Source organism: Pseudoalteromonas sp. SA25 (assembly GCF_011378705.1).
In the GTDB taxonomy this organism is placed as follows: Bacteria; Pseudomonadota; Gammaproteobacteria; order Enterobacterales; family Alteromonadaceae; genus Pseudoalteromonas; species Pseudoalteromonas arctica.
Map to the genome: position 1 here is coordinate 99944 of NZ_WTKV01000004.1, position 15701 is coordinate 115644.

The 15701-nt window shown below is 35.7% G+C and carries 7 protein-coding genes; 4 read left to right on the forward strand and 3 right to left on the reverse strand.

All coding sequences use genetic code 11. The annotated features are described in order from the left end of the window. Positions 1–525 precede the first annotated feature (525 nt). The 4 genes from GQR45_RS04695 (at position 526) to GQR45_RS04710 (ending at position 12314) form a co-directional block, all read left to right on the forward strand. Entirely contained in the window at positions 526–2139 is a 1614-nt protein-coding gene (locus GQR45_RS04695) for a diguanylate cyclase (protein WP_346774191.1), read from the forward strand. A gap of 2154 nt (positions 2140–4293) precedes the next feature. Further along, positions 4294–6183 carry a hypothetical protein gene (locus tag GQR45_RS04700; RefSeq protein WP_165725267.1) on the forward strand — a complete coding sequence of 630 codons (1890 nt, stop codon included), beginning with the start codon at positions 4294–4296 and terminating at the stop codon, positions 6181–6183. A gap of 62 nt (positions 6184–6245) precedes the next feature. Continuing rightward, a complete protein-coding gene (locus tag GQR45_RS04705) occupies positions 6246–8024 on the forward strand; it encodes a S8 family serine peptidase (RefSeq protein ID WP_165725268.1) in 1779 nt (592 codons plus the stop codon). A 462-nt stretch (positions 8025–8486) separates the two neighbouring features. Then, positions 8487–12314, forward strand: a complete 3828-nt coding sequence (locus GQR45_RS04710) for an AAA family ATPase (protein ID WP_165725269.1) — start codon at positions 8487–8489, stop codon at positions 12312–12314. A gap of 387 nt (positions 12315–12701) precedes the next feature. Here the strand turns inward: GQR45_RS04710 and GQR45_RS04715 are convergent, their stop codons facing one another. The 3 genes from GQR45_RS04715 to GQR45_RS04725 are packed head-to-tail and all read right to left on the reverse strand — an operon-like array spanning position 12702 to position 15639. Further along, positions 12702–12998, reverse strand: a complete 297-nt coding sequence (locus GQR45_RS04715) for a hypothetical protein (RefSeq protein ID WP_165725270.1) — start codon at positions 12996–12998, stop codon at positions 12702–12704. Further along, positions 12995–13183, reverse strand: a complete 189-nt coding sequence (locus GQR45_RS04720) for a hypothetical protein (RefSeq protein WP_165725271.1) — start codon at positions 13181–13183, stop codon at positions 12995–12997. The genes GQR45_RS04715 and GQR45_RS04720 overlap by 4 nt, the downstream gene beginning before the upstream one ends. Beyond that, the gene (locus tag GQR45_RS04725; RefSeq protein WP_240920135.1) at positions 13180–15639 is read right to left on the reverse strand and encodes a hypothetical protein; all 2460 of its coding nucleotides are present in this window, start codon (positions 15637–15639) and stop codon (positions 13180–13182) included. The genes GQR45_RS04720 and GQR45_RS04725 overlap by 4 nt, the downstream gene beginning before the upstream one ends. Between the last annotated feature and the right edge of the window lie 62 nt (positions 15640–15701).

Sequence of the window (15701 nt, forward strand, 5' to 3'; positions counted from 1 at the left end):
AAAAAGGTGATTCAGATCAATAAAACTAAAATATACTAATAGATATTGCTCTTATGACTGTAAAAAATATCATCACGAAGTTATAGTTACTCCCTTTGAGGCTAAAAGCCTAACAAAACCTACTTCACCTGTTTCTCTAAACGTTATTTAAAATGCGAAAAATGATTGGTAACTAAATAATGGGTATGTGTTATAAGTTGTTCACTAGCATTGAAAATACTCCTTTATTTTAACGAAAGAAATTATCGATTAATAAAGGCAAAACGAACTTTCTCATACTATAAATAAGTACTGGTCAAAGTTTTACTCGCCTAACCGCCAACACGAATACTGTTGGTTAATCAGCTCGAGTAGCCTCATAAATTATAAAAATGGAGAGCTCAAGTAATTACTTCTTTCATTGAAAAAAAGTAATATTGCCTAAATATAATGAATAACGACGACTCTAACCTTCTTCTGTATATCTCCGCCCTTTTATGCTGTTGTTTATTTCACTCAACAGCACTGGCTACGACCTCGATACCTGTGCAAAAAATCCAAGGAAACGACGTAATTATTGAACAGTTTAAAATGGGTTACTTTACTGATGTAACAGAAAAAATGCAGTTAAATGAAATACAAAAACAAACGTTTCGCATTTCTTCCAATCGTATTTCACTCGGCACAGCCGCTAAAGTAACGTGGGCAAAAATAGAACTAGAAAATTTAGATAAAAAAATACAAAAAATCTATCTCCACCACCCTTATGCATACCATAATCATAAAGTAGAGCTTTATGAAGTTATCGATAACACATTAGTCCGTGAACGCATTCTTGATATGGATGACCCTGCAACATTACAATGGATGTACCGTGGTAGCGCCGTTTTTGATATAGAATTACAAAATAAAAAAACATTATATATAAAAAGTATTTCCTTCTCTCACCAATGGTTTAGCCTTAACCTTTACAATGAAGACCAGTCTAAAAGAGCCTTGTTGGGGCAATATACCGATATCGCGCTGCTTGTAGGGATGATACTTGCACTTATTATTTATAATTTTTTACTTTTTATTTCATCGCGTTTAAAAGAGCACTTCTATTATTCATGCTATCTCGTTTGTGGTGGTTTTTGGATTGCACTTTCATATGGGATGTTTGCCGATTTCTTCAATATCTTTGGCTCCATTACTTTGAAATGGCATCTATCTTTAGTCGCAATGCCAATATTTTTAATATTGTTTATGATCAATATTTTCGAGACTAAAAGTAAATACCCAATTGAACACAGGGCACTTATATCAATTATAGTTTTATTAACTATAAACTTTATTTATGGTTTATTTGATATTGTAACAGCCCTTAAGTACTCAAGTTCACTCGCTGCTGTAATGATGGCTGTTAGTCTCTCTGTTAGTTTTTCTATGTTATTTCGAAAACACCCCATCGCACTATTCTTTTTAATAGGTCATGGGTTATTTGTCATCTTTAGTATTTTGGCTGTCTTCTTTTACAAAGGAAAAGCGGAATTTAACTATATCAACAGTCACGGTGTAGGCATTGGTATTATGTTAGAAGCCCTCGTTCTATCGCTTATTATCGCCTATAGAATTCGAATATTAGAGAACCTAAAAATAAAACAAGCGGATCTTCAATTATTAGCATCAACAGACCCTTTAACACAGTTATTTAATCGCCGTCATTTTAGTCTTGCTGCGACGGAGTTATTAAACAAAGCAAAGCAAATGCCTAGCCCTATCTCTGCTATTATTATTGATATAGATCATTTTAAGCATGTTAATGATACTTATGGGCACGTCGCTGGCGATAAGTCGTTGAGGTGTGTCGCGGATATTATTAGACAACATTGTCGTATACACGATTTATTAGCCCGCTATGGAGGCGAGGAGTTTGTTATTCTCATGCCGGACACAAGTTCAAATAAAGCCTATATTTTAGCGGAGAAAATTAGACAGACATTAGAAAGCACTCAAATAAGCATAAACAAGAACTTATTTATTAATTTGACAATGAGCATTGGGATCTCAGAAGTTGAACCGGAAGATATAGACGTGGATGAAGCGATTAATCAGGCTGATAAAGCGCTTTATATAGCAAAAAATAATGGTAGGAACCAAACCCAGTTATTTACATCCTAATAACTTAATTTATCTGGTTCAACAAGAAGCCGTCTGCTCATAAAGTTTGCAAATTATCTTGATAACTTACTCGTTTATTACCTAAATAGCTCCTATTAAAGCGGGATAACAGTATAAGAGCAAATTCATGATCAGCGAATTCAGAGCCTACTTTACGATTTTTCTGCTCAATAAACTATACATGCTTTGATACTCGCTTAAATTTTGAGTATCAAAGCAATTAAAAACTCGCCGTAGCAAATACGGTTGGGTAACTTAAGTAAATGTATAAATTTAAATATTTTACTTAAGTTACTTTAATAGGTAGATATCATTACCCCTAGGATTGGGAAGCAATTAAAAGGAATGGCAATGATTATATCCAAGCTCAACACCTCTATTTTTTATCTACCGGCAGCAGCTAGATACCTCATACGGAAGTATATTTCCACCTAGTTTACAACATTAATTTATATTCAATTGAAAATCATATATAGGAATTATTTCAAGGTCTTTGGCTCTAAAAATCGTTCAGTTAGCCACTTACCGTTGAATGACTAGATATGTGATCTGGAGAAATAATAATTTAAACGGCCTTTCCACTCTTGGATATAAAGTATCTAGCTGCTATCCATACAAATAGGACCAATCTAAAAACTAACTGAATTGAATGAAACAATATGTTTGTTAACGCAATAATCAATAAAATACACAAGGAATATACATGTATACGAATTTATTTAGAGTGCTAATCTTAGACCTTTCCACTATCACATTAGTGGCATGTGGGGGGGGGAGGAAGTGAAAAACAGGAGGCTCCTCCTATAGTAAGTTTAGATGGTGGTGCATTGGGCTATTTAAGCCCTGAGAAATTTGAACTATTAAATGTCGCTTAACGAAGTGTCCACTATTGATGGTTCAGATCAGATTGATTCCACATCAATACATAATACTTTGATATTAAATGACGTATTAGTATTAAATTGGGTTTCAAATTTCACATAAGTAAAATACTCGAAGCTACCTTATATAATGAATCAAGCAAGCGTCGGGTAATTCACTTTGTTTATAAACACCAGCATAAGTGTTCTTTGTGTGATCACAGTCGGGAAAGATTTGTAGTAAGCAACTAATAAGCTATTTTTTTGTGATGAAGTGAGTGTAATGCAATGTCTCCAGTTTGTATTGCTGAATTGAACATCGCTAATATTAATGAGCTATCCGCTGCAGCATTGCGGATAGCAAAAAACTTTATTTAAAATATTTTATGTGGCTTTATTAATTGTAGGACTCAGAAAGAGCAAAGTTACAATTGGCACATTGCTGGATACTTACTTTTTTTAGTTAAAAGCCGACGAGTGAAAGCTGAGAAGTCCATGTTATCAAGAGTTACGCGGGCTGATTGCGCAATGAAGCCTAAGAAGTACTTTTCTAAAACAGCACAGAAGCTGAAAGCCTTTAAGAAAAAGCGCTATATTAATAATGTAGCGTAGTCTATTTAAGAGTGGCTTCTTCGTAAGTAAAAGCAACCCAATAAAAAATTACTATAATCTAGATAATACGAACAACATGCAGCATAACGCAGGTTCCCTTTATCCCCTCTTTGCTACTTAAATACGTTACTAGAAAATTGCAATAAATAACGTAGAAATAACAATAAAATTATTTAACTTAAATGAATTTAATGTTAAGTTAAGTATGTAATTTATTTCCCCAGGGTCGGGACGCAATTTAAAAGGAATTATAATGATTTTATCTAAACATCTAACTTCTATGTACCATTCGCTAAAAGAAAATCCCACACATAGCAATAATTTATTTTTAATTAAGACATAGTATTTAATAAAAACAATACAACAATATTTTAATATTAAGACTTTAATTTACTTAACAGGTCATAAATTTAAACCTGAGTTCGTCTGTTTTTTTTTAAAATATAATGACTTTTATTATTCTATTTTAATTACCGCATAAAACTCATTGCGTTAATTTACATTAATACACATTTAAAAAGCCAAATATCACGTTGCCTTTACTGTATTTCACTTAAAAAGTGGTCAGATAATTGAGGTCGTTTTTTATTTTTGTGTTGGTTAAGCTACTTTTATTAGATTAAAAAATAGATAGATACGTTACTTCAAAACAGTATATTTAAATAAAAAGGTTAAAAGGGAAATGAAACAATTATTTAAAGGCATATCATTAAGTGTATTTTTACTTCTGCTTAGTGCATGCGGAGGCGGCGGTGATAAAGCTACTGAAACTATAACCCCCCCACCTCCGGTAATAGAACCACCTAAAAATAACGTACCAACTTTAAGCTTTAGTACGTCATTAGAGCTTAATGAGCTAGAGACTAGCACTGTAGAAATCACTGTTAGTGATGCGGATAATGATCCTATTTCGCTATCTATAACCTCTTCACATCCTAGCTTAATGGTTATTAGTGAAACCGACGGTCTGCTCAGTCTCACAGCTAAAGCTGTTGATGAAGACACCCAAATTACGATCGAAATAGTTGCATCAGACGGTACTGATGAGGTGTCAGGTATTTTGAATGTATTAATAAAAAACATTCCTGAAGTAGAACTTGAGCTTTCCGCAACTAATCTTACTATCAATGAGTTAGAAAGCGGCAGTATTACATTTGAATCTAAAAATGGCGCCGTCACAGTGGTATCTGACACCCCTGCTATAGCCTCTGTAGAACGTATTGATAATACACTAACCATTACGGGTGCTGAGGTTATAGAAGACAAAAACGTTAACATACTTGTCACTATCAATAACGCTGAAACAGGCCAATCACTCACTAAAACACTGACTGTATCGATATTAGATGTGCCTGTTTTAGAAGGCGTTATGGAACTCGCTATGCCAATTAATAGCGAAGGGGTTGTTGCTATCGAAACCAATACAGAAAATGTGATACCAGTACATTTAAGCTCAACAACCAATGAATCATTAACATGGTCTATTGAGAGCTTAGAAAGTAATGATGTAAATTCCCCCGATGCGGTGATCGACATGATTGAAAGCTTTCACCAAAAAGATGGATCTTTTATTATAAAAACTCGCACCCTCTATAACGAAACACAAAAATTTGATTTTTTATTAAGCTTAAAGGTAACGAATGGTATCAAAAGCAGTATTAAAACATTTGTTTTAAGATTGGCTGATCCAATTAATAGCAAGCCTTTAATATCAATTAATAACAGAATCAGCGCTTATGGTGCTTTACCTATAAATACACCCACCACATTTCAAATCACCTTTACTGATGACGACCCTGAAAAAGTAAAGATAGATCTGTTAAATACCCGATTTTGGTTCGGCGATGAAGAAATATTTAGTTACACCATAGATGATATTAATAACACAATAACCGTTGATCCAGGTGACGCACAGATTGGTGACGAATTTGGTGTCTTTTTAGCTTATACAGATATCAATTTATCTGATCTTGGTGGCTTTAGGTTCATGGTTAGTCACGTAATGGGAAGTTACGAAAAAGAAAATTTGGACTATGTAAAAATAGTCAATAATAAGCTTAGTGCGCTAAAGGAATATCAATATCTCATCGAGTTTTATACGCAAGTGCTAGAAAATAATAATCTATTAAATCACTCTGAAGTTACTCATTTTAATCAAGCAGCCAAGATTTTAGATTCAGATAGTTATACTATTATACTGAACTCAATCAGTACGCTTGAAACTAATACTGTACTTGGTATAGATGAAACGTGGGATGAAGAAACAGCTGAGTCATACAAAGCATTAATTGATTCACACATACAATCTGCTGAAACATTCTATAACCGAAATGCACATGCACTCGTTAATGAGTTGGTGCTGCGCTCTAGTAATTTACTCCCAACATTTGAATTTGAAGAGATACTAAATTTATATGATACAGAAAATAATCTGTATAGCCGTTTTGCTGGCAACGTAAAATATGGCGAGTATGTGGATGGTAAATTTATATTTTCTGATGAATATTCATTTTTAAATGCAATCATCGAAAAGTCAGTAGCAGATACAACCACCGTGTTTGAACATAAATAAAAGGAATTATAATGAAAAATTGTATTAGGTTATCTACCTTGCTTCTGATATCAGCCCCCACATTGGCGTCAATCGTAGCTGATGAGGTAGAGATAGGAAATCCAGAAGTTCGACACGAAAAGTTTAATTTAATTGTTACTTTTAAAGACAAGAATATACACAATTCATTATTACTGGATCCAAAGCTTGAAAGCATTCTCAAAAAAGAAGCGCAGCTGTCAAATATACCTTTATCTAGTGTTAAACAAAAATATAATGTAGCGAAAGCAATTGATCGTGCTTATGGTATGGCAAAAATAGAATCACTCAATACCGATTATAATTTAAAGTTCTCACATCAACGTTCAATGGCATTAGACGCTGACTTGATTTCTGTAGATACATCTTCCTCGCCAAGAAATGCTCAGCAATTAGTACTGAAGCTAATGGCCTCGGGCGACTTTGAAAGTGTGATGATAGATACCCCTGTATCCAAACAAAATTATAATGATCCTTATTTTGATCAACAGACTTATTTTCAACCACGTACTTTAACTAATCATTACGGCCAAGACTATGTGAAAATGCGTGAGCTAGCCGTCAATAACTTGGGTAGAAAAATTCGCATAGGTGTTGCCGATTCAGGGTACTTCCCTCATGAAGATATAGAAGAACTTGTTGAAGGCTATGATTTTTTGATCTCAGAAAATGCATTGCTCGCAGAACCAGAGACTCGAGATGATGATCCTACCGATCTAGCATTCTTAGCAGATGGCACTATTTGTCATGATGGCCATGGACTTAGCGTAGCAGGTTTAATTGCAGCTGAAAGTAATAATACTCTTGGTGTTGCGGGGGCCGTTGACTCTAATAATGTTGAAATGGTGTATTCGCGCGTACTGGATTGCTTTGGTAATGGCTCTAGCTCAGGCCCCTTAGATGCGGTTGCGTGGATGTCAGGCGAGAGTGTACCAGGTGTGCCAGATATTGAACAAAAAGTAGATGTTATTAACTTATCATTAGGTGGTTATTCAGCGACTGGGTGTTCTGACTATACTCAAGCGATTTACTCTAAAGCGAGAGAAAATGGCGTAGTTGTTGTGGTCGCTGCTGGTAATAACAATAGTGATGCTGAAACTTTTGTACCCGCCGCCTGCAATGATGTTATAACCGTTGGTGCAACTACAGTAGATGGTAGTATAGCTTCTTTTTCAAACTTTGGGGATCATATAGATGTGATGGCTGCAGGTACTAATGTATGGATGCTGTCAAGCGATGAATTTAGTGAACGGTTATATTTTCAAGGTAGTGGTACTTCAATGGCGACGCCTAATATTGCAGCTGGGGTGAGTAATTTATTATTAACCTATGGCCATTTGACGCCTCTGCAAGTTGAGGAAATGTTAATTGCTAATGGCCAAGGGTATAGTCGTAACTCACTGTGTGGACAATTAGGCTGTGGCGGTGGCGCTGTCGATATGGGTAAGTTAATGGAAGCGATCCCTAGTTTGCCTGTGATCAATACATACACTAAAACTCATCGCTACGAAGACTATAATTCTGAAAATCAAATTCAGTGGTTAACTCAAATGAATAAATTTACTAATGTCTGTAATACGGTTCAATATAAATGGGGGCAGTTAGGAGGCATAGCCGATAACATAACGTATAAATTGTATATGTTAGAAAGCGACAAAATGGTTTACAAGGAAACTGTAAATTCGCCTCAAAAAATATACGATCACAATTTAGATACTATTGTTGGGGTGCAAGCATGCTCACAAGGGGCTTGTGGCAACATAGTCCAAATGTTAGGTCATGTTAACAAACCTGATTTCTGTAATACAGAGTCCGCTATTTAGTTGTTCAAAGAGGCCGTTTGAACTCCCTTATTCAAACGACCTCTTCCTGTCAGTATATTAGTAATATGATCACAATTAGTTAAACAGGCTTGTTGGAGTTGCGCTAAACCTAGAATAGAAAACCTGCTTTAGCTCATTAGGCATGAACGAGGCAATTCTCGACGGCTGTACGAAAATACTAATATACTAATATACTAATATACTAATATACTAATATACTCGGCAATTGAAATTCACTAAGCGTTGAACAACACCCAACTAACAACAAATGCGCACCACTGTTCAATTGAAATATATGTGGCTTTCAGATTTATTCTTTAGGTAAATGAGAATACTTTAGTCAACCTGATTTCATAAGAAAAATTTAATAGTTTCATTATTCTTTTCATTGCGTTATAAGATAAGTAGAGTACCAGAATTTGCTCTGGATTGACTTAAAATTAACTGAAATGGAATGTGGTTATGTCTTTTGAAAACTTTATTAGTGATTTCTTCCACGGTAAAAAGGTAACTTATTGTGGCCAAAGCTTACCTTACGACCATTTGTCTGGCTCAGACAGCTTAGTACCTCTTATACTTATCATGCTGAATTCGTGTTTAAAAGGCACTGTAATTGAAGATAAAATAGTGACATTTGATCTCTATAGGCAAGAAGAATCATTATCGGGTTTAAAAGCTAAAAACATCACCTTCCATCATGCTAGTTGTGTCAAATTGCTACTCATTAATTTTCCAATTTATGAAAGCCTTACAACCGTATTATCTGATGATAGTATATGTATTACGAAGTTGATAGATACTCATAAGTTCAATAGTGAAGAAATTACCGATGGTGAGGAAGTAACGATTGATCAAGCTATACATACTTGTTTTTACTCCAGTTATAAAGTAGAGCTTCCTGTATCAGTGCTTTACGATACAATCCGGTTGTACGATAGAGAAACACATAGTGCGCGTTTAATTGAAGCTGTTAAGACCCCCGCTACGCCTCCTTTTTGCATAGAAAAACATTACTCATCGCTATCAAAATCGATAAAAGAATTATTTGATGAAATAACGATTGTTTCAACGGCTAGTTATCTTTTGAAAAACTCAGATATAAGTGTCTCTAGTAATGAATATTCAAGACTAAAATTAGATAAAGTCACTCTTGATACCTTTTTCTCTGCCATATTAAGTACTCCTGTAGTGCTTGAAGCCTTAGCTACAGAATTATCTTGCTTTCATTATCAAATTATTTTCCCTCAAAATGTCTATGCTTTTCGTCAGAACATTCATGAAGTAGCCGATATACGCACCTTTGATTCATCAAAAGGGAATTCTACAAACTGGTATAGAGAAGCAAAACGTCCCCTATCTAATCTTAAATTCAATCCATCAATTGAATCATGTTTAAACAATGCCTTTGATGGCGCCTTTCTCGACATAAATATATTAATAAGGTCACTATTAGAAGTAGACGATGAGTTCATTAATGAACTTAAAGCAGTAAACAGTAGTGTAAACCGCTCTGTAAAATCTTTAAAGGCATCAAAAAATATACAAGAAGAGTTAGGTAAGCGTATCATTGGTCAAAGAAAAGCTATGGAAGGAATAGCTCAAGGCTACCTATCATCGTGCTTACATCTTAACGAAGGTCCTCGAATGATTTATACATTTGCAGGGCCCTCTGGTGTAGGTAAAACATACTCTGCTAATAGCTTTGCTGAGTTGCTAAATGATGTTGAACACACAGGCTATACATTCAATGTTTATAATATGGAACATTTTACTCATAAAAATGACTCAATGAAATTAATGGGTTCTGGGAATCAATATACGGATGCGTCTCTTGGCCTACTTACAAATTTAGTCAGAAGCAACCCAAGGCAAGTATTACTTTTTGATGAAATTGAAAAAGCACACCCTAATGTCATTCAATCGCTTTTAACTATTCTAGATTCTGGGCATATAGAAGATGCAACTAGTTCAGATAAAATTGACTTTACTCAATCGATCATCATATTTACGACAAACCTTGGTCAAGATTTATTCACTAAAAGCAAGCAACATCATCAAATAAACGTCTTTGATGTACTTCGAACATCTAAAAATGGGCAAACAGGACAAAGTCTTGCTCCTGAATTTGTAAACCGCCTTTCCAAGGGTTATTCAGCCTTATTTTCAAGCATGAAAGTAAACCATTTCATTAAAGCTGCTGAAAAGATACTAGAGCACGACACACTTGGTATTGATGGCATAACCTTTAAATGGCCTGAGTGCTTCCCTGAGTTTTTTCTTAAAAGTTTAGCACCCGAAATTACAATGCGACAAATAGAACATTCATTACCTCAATTACAAGCTAATATTTTACAAAAATCAATTTCGTATTTAGATGAAGAACAGAGTAATATTTTAATCAATGTTAATGTATGTAATCCGTTAGAAAACAAGAGCTCTAATGTATTTTTAGTTTTAGACGATGATAAACGCGTTTATGATGCCATTAATAACTCACTACATAACGAAAGGATTACTCTTTGTACGGATACAAACGACATCCCCTATCTCCTTAAAAAGTTAGGTCCTCAGAGTATTTTAATAGATGTAGATTCATTAGAAACAAATAAATTTGCAGATTTAATTGATGAGCTATATAACAAAAATCCTCAGCTTATTTTATTTTCTTATCAATTAATGAGTGAATCACATTCAAGGTATAACGCTAACCACGAAGAGATCCGAGAGCATTTTTGTTTAGATTCGATGACTCTCACGCAAGAACTGACAAGCATGTTTAAACGAATTGATTTTTATATTGATACTGAAAATTCACTAAGTCGGATGCGCAATCAGAATCTAATGCTTAAATACAATATTTCTGTTGAATCATCTTCTAAAGATATTGAGGTTACTTTTAATAATTTACATACTCATCAGCTAATTTATTCAAATGATCTTCGAGACAGTGATTTTTTCTCTCAATCAGCCCCAACGAATAAACTATCTGATGTAATTGGTCTTGATCGCGCTAAAAAACGGCTTAATGATGTCATCGGTTGGCTAAAATATCCATCAAAGTTAAGTAACTTCGGCATTCCCGTCCCAGCAGGCTACTTATTCGCAGGTCCTCCGGGTACTGGAAAAACGCTTCTCGCAAGGGCCGTTGCCGGTGAATGTGATTTGCCTTTTTTCAGTGTATCAGCGGCGGAACTTTCAGCTTCGCACCATGGTGGAACAACACAAAATATTAAGAAGTTATTTGCGACGGCTAGAAAGTATGCACCCGCTATTGTTTTCATAGATGAAATAGATGCCATTGCAGCGGCAAGAACCGCAGGTACCTCTGGGGCGGCTCAGGATGCAAACCAAACAGTAAACGCACTATTAACTGAAATGGATGGCTTTGATGATAAATGCCAAATTTTTGTGCTAGCTGCAACAAATCATCCTGAAAAACTTGATAGCGCAATTACACGCCCAGGGCGGTTTGACGAAACAATATATTGTGATTTGCCCAATAAAGAAGCACGGAAGTTATTTTTTACTAAGTACGCTTTAGATCATAACTTGAACTGGACTGAAGCTGAGCTGCTTAACCTAGTTGCTCTTTCACAAGGTATGTCCCCAGCTGAAATTCAACAGGTATTAAAAGAAGCTATTCAATTTACAGTATCCAACAATGTAGAGCTTACTAAGGAAGTCATTGAAAAAACGATGATAAGAGTAAGGTATGGCTCTCCTTCCGAGCATTTGTTTTTAAGCGGAGAAGAGAAACGTAAAACGGCCTATCACGAAGCAGGTCACTTACTGGCACACCATATTTTATTTCCGAAACAACATATTGATTTCATCACTATAGAGCCACGCAATCAAGCGCTTGGGTTTGTAGCTACACGGCAACCAGATGAATACGAAAGCTACTCAAAAATTACTATCATGCGTAAGCTACAAATGCTACTTGCTGGCCGAGTTGCAGAAAAGCTGTGTACAGGCTCTGTAGATGAGATAAGCACTGGTGCGAGTAATGATATTGAAAAAGCGACACAATTAGCTATGCATGCAGTTTATCAAGGGGGGATCGAGCCCTCTGTAGGGCCAGTAAATATCAGTCTTCTTACACGCTTTGAAGAGAGTGACTTACTTGCTAACGCGCAACATGCAGTAAAAAGGTGGATTGAAACCGCAGAAAAAGATGTTGAAGAGTTACTTATTGAGCACTATTCATTACTAGAATTAGTTGCTGAAAAGCTAATTGACGAGGAGTCATTAATGGGACATCAAATTTCAACGTTACTAGCCGGTAAGTAATCATTAGTTTACTTACCTCGTTAAAATGCTTTCATTATCTATTTTTACAGTAACTAACTAGAAATCCGCTACTAACAAGCGTTTTTCTAGTTATATTTAACATGTCATTGTCTATAAAAATTACACTAATACGGTAACCCCCCATTTTTAATGGGGACTATCTGTAGAATCTCAGCTGTTTAAATTTACAGTTTTTGTATCGGTGTTACCTCGAGACTTTCCTGACCAATGATCCCAGCCACTTCACCGCCCGAATTGAGCAAGGGTTTAGGCGATACTGCTAAGTTTTCATAACACACGTTCGTTTACAAATTTTAGCCATTCACTTCGCGGGCATAATGAGGGAAAAAGTATGAACGCCCAGAAACGATCGTTGTTAACTCTTCTCTAGTCAGTACCGTTATCTAAACTTAACAAAGTATCCATAAACTCGCGTTCTTTTGGAGACAAAGAGCTCATCGCTTTTCTTACATTTTCTTGATAGCTCTGTAATGTAGCTTTATCGCTTTTAATAGCGTTGTCTAGAGTCTGCTCATATTTAACCAACAGTGCGCTAAGTTTCTCTGTATTTTTCAGATTAGCTTGATGAGATGAATACGCTAGATAAAGCGCAGAACACAGGGCTAAAAAAGTTGTAATATCAAACTTGAAAGTAATAAGTCTTGGTTTTTCTTGTTCTGTCATGCGCCTTTCTCCATTAACAAAGCGAGTTTAAATTTGATTATTTCAGCTTGTTTCACAAGATCAACTAATTGCTGACTTTCTTGAGAATGAAAATATTGAAGTGAAAAGAAAATAGCGGCCATCATGATGATCAACACTATATTTTCACCCATAAAATCAAGCAGCTTTATTGTTAATTTATTCATTGTAACTTCACCTCGCAGTTAGGTAATTCTTTATAATTGTTATATACGCCATTGATTGAATCGCTGATAAAATCACTATTCATAGTACCCATCACAAAACAGCGATATCTATCTGAGCGTTCAAGTTCTAGCAACAGGATATTGCCGTGGCCTTTAGCCACTAAATTTTGAATGAAGTTTAGTGCAGCTGTGTTGTTATTAAGGTAAGTACGCATCCGTTTTTCAAACTGCGACAACAAAGAGGTTTTGGCGATATTACCGCTGGCCAACTCTAACCAATATCCTGGATCATTAAGGTTACGGATATATTGCATAGTGAGCTTACTCCAATCAGGGTCAAAAAATATGCGCTGCTCTAGCAACAAACCAATATTAGAATTTTCTGAGAAGTTTGGAATACTTACCGAGCTGACTTGACCATCAGCTAATCGCAATCCCATATACATGCCTACGTTCATATCTTGGCTTAATATGGTGATGTTAGCATCGTAGGGTTTAATTATTTTTCCTTTCCCCATTAGTTCTGGCACAAAATCAAAGGTATCATGCAAAGCGTTATCAAATTTTCGAAGTGCACTTAGCTGATATGATTCATCTACAGATATGCTAATTTTGTCTACGTCGATTACGCTTTCTGTGCGGTAATTTAAGCGAGAAGGCTTTTCGATCAGTTTCCTTACACCTTTTACAAACTCAAGATCTCGATATTGCGAGTAGATGCCGCTTTCAGCATCTAATACGTAAGCAAACCCAATAGTAAAAGCTTTGTCGAAGGTATTTATTGAGCTGAATTCTTTGGCGAAACGTGTCATCATATTTTGATAAGAGTTATCGCTAGTCATCGACACCGCAATTGGCATTATTAACAAACTTGTACCTGCAACAAAAACAACTGCTAAATAAGCTTTATGCTTACGCCAGTAATAAACACATATCTTAATAAACAGCAGGACAATAGCTAACAAACTTGCGGCAATACTCACTGGCGGGATCACCGCCAATGTAACGGCATTTTTTCCCAATTCAAACATTGAACCACCCGGCGAAAACGCAGCAGCAGCGGCAGTCGAAGTTGCCATTTTTATAAACGAAATATTATCTTGGCTATCTAGCCATAGTTGTTGATAACGGCTTTCTGAAATTCCCGCTGTAAATGAAGGGAGATAAAAATCTTCCCCTAAAATCCTTTGCGCATAAGTTTGTACAATCGGTAGTTTAGCAAAGGCGACTCTATCAAGACCTGGTTTTTCTAATGCAAAACGAGAATTGGGTATATAGTTTTGCCAGCTTTTTTTAGCTTGCCCGCGATAACCTTCAATAATAATGTTACGAATACTCGATATGTCGTTTAAACGCCAATCATTTTCAATCGCCATACCCGCTTTTTGGATGGATCGTACAACTAATTGCCTCGCTTTATCTGATGCAAAAAATTGTTCGTAAGTGACTTCATCTTCAATTTCAAACGCCATATGGACAAAGTGCTTTCGGCCTTTTTCAAACATGATTTCAAGTGAAGGAGTAGACTTCATAATTTTGGTTAAATTAACGTCATCAATACTCAAATATATTCCGAAGGCTTTACCATTTTCAAACTCAAGCCCATTTAAATAGTTTGCAAACAACTGTTTTTGTTCATCCATACATTTTGAATTACAACGCGAGCTATCCCATTTTTTTCGGTATTTACGCAATGTATCTCGTATAGTTTCGTTCTCTGCGTATTGTTTGTTGTAGTCTTTAACACTTTTTAGACCTTCAACATAAAGCCGCCAATGTGAATTTACTGCTTCGTTAGCATTGGTAAGCAAAGTATTAATTTGCAGTTCAATTTTTGAAAAGTCTTTTTCTTGATTGTAGAGCTTGTAATAGGCTTCATTAGCGCGCTTATAAAGACTGTACTCTTCTTGAAATAAGCGATCAAACTGTCGAATTCTTGTGACACCATCATTTAAGAAAACCTCTTCTTGACGGTTTAAAAGATAATGATTGGCCATATTTTCTAGGTTAGATTCAATTAAAGAATTAAATCCTGTCGAGAAGTAGGCAAGTGATGGAATAAGCGCAATAAATAAATCTCGCCTAGCTTCGTCCTGGGCAATTTCGTCAAACTCTGGAAAACCTTGGATCTGAACTGCTTGGGCAAGGTAAGCTTCTTTGTAAACAATAGCTCTGACCGCGGCTAACTTTCTTTTGTTACTTGTAGTGTCAACAACTGCATCGACACTTAAACGTAAAAATGGGATTATCAAAAGCCAAATCAGCAAGAAGGCTAATGGTCTCACTAACCACTTACCTTGTTCATTTATTTGTGTGTCAGTGGCATTAGCTGCACCACCGAGTATGTTAAATTTTGTCGGTTTAACAAAGCTAACTATAGCAAGTGCGAGACCAAACCCCGATAACACTCTGCCAAATAACTCGAGTCGTTCAGCAGCTATTCGCTTATCACCCATGATGCTTGACAGCGGTTGTGAATATAAGTCGATTAAAAGCAAGTTTAGCGATAATTCAAATG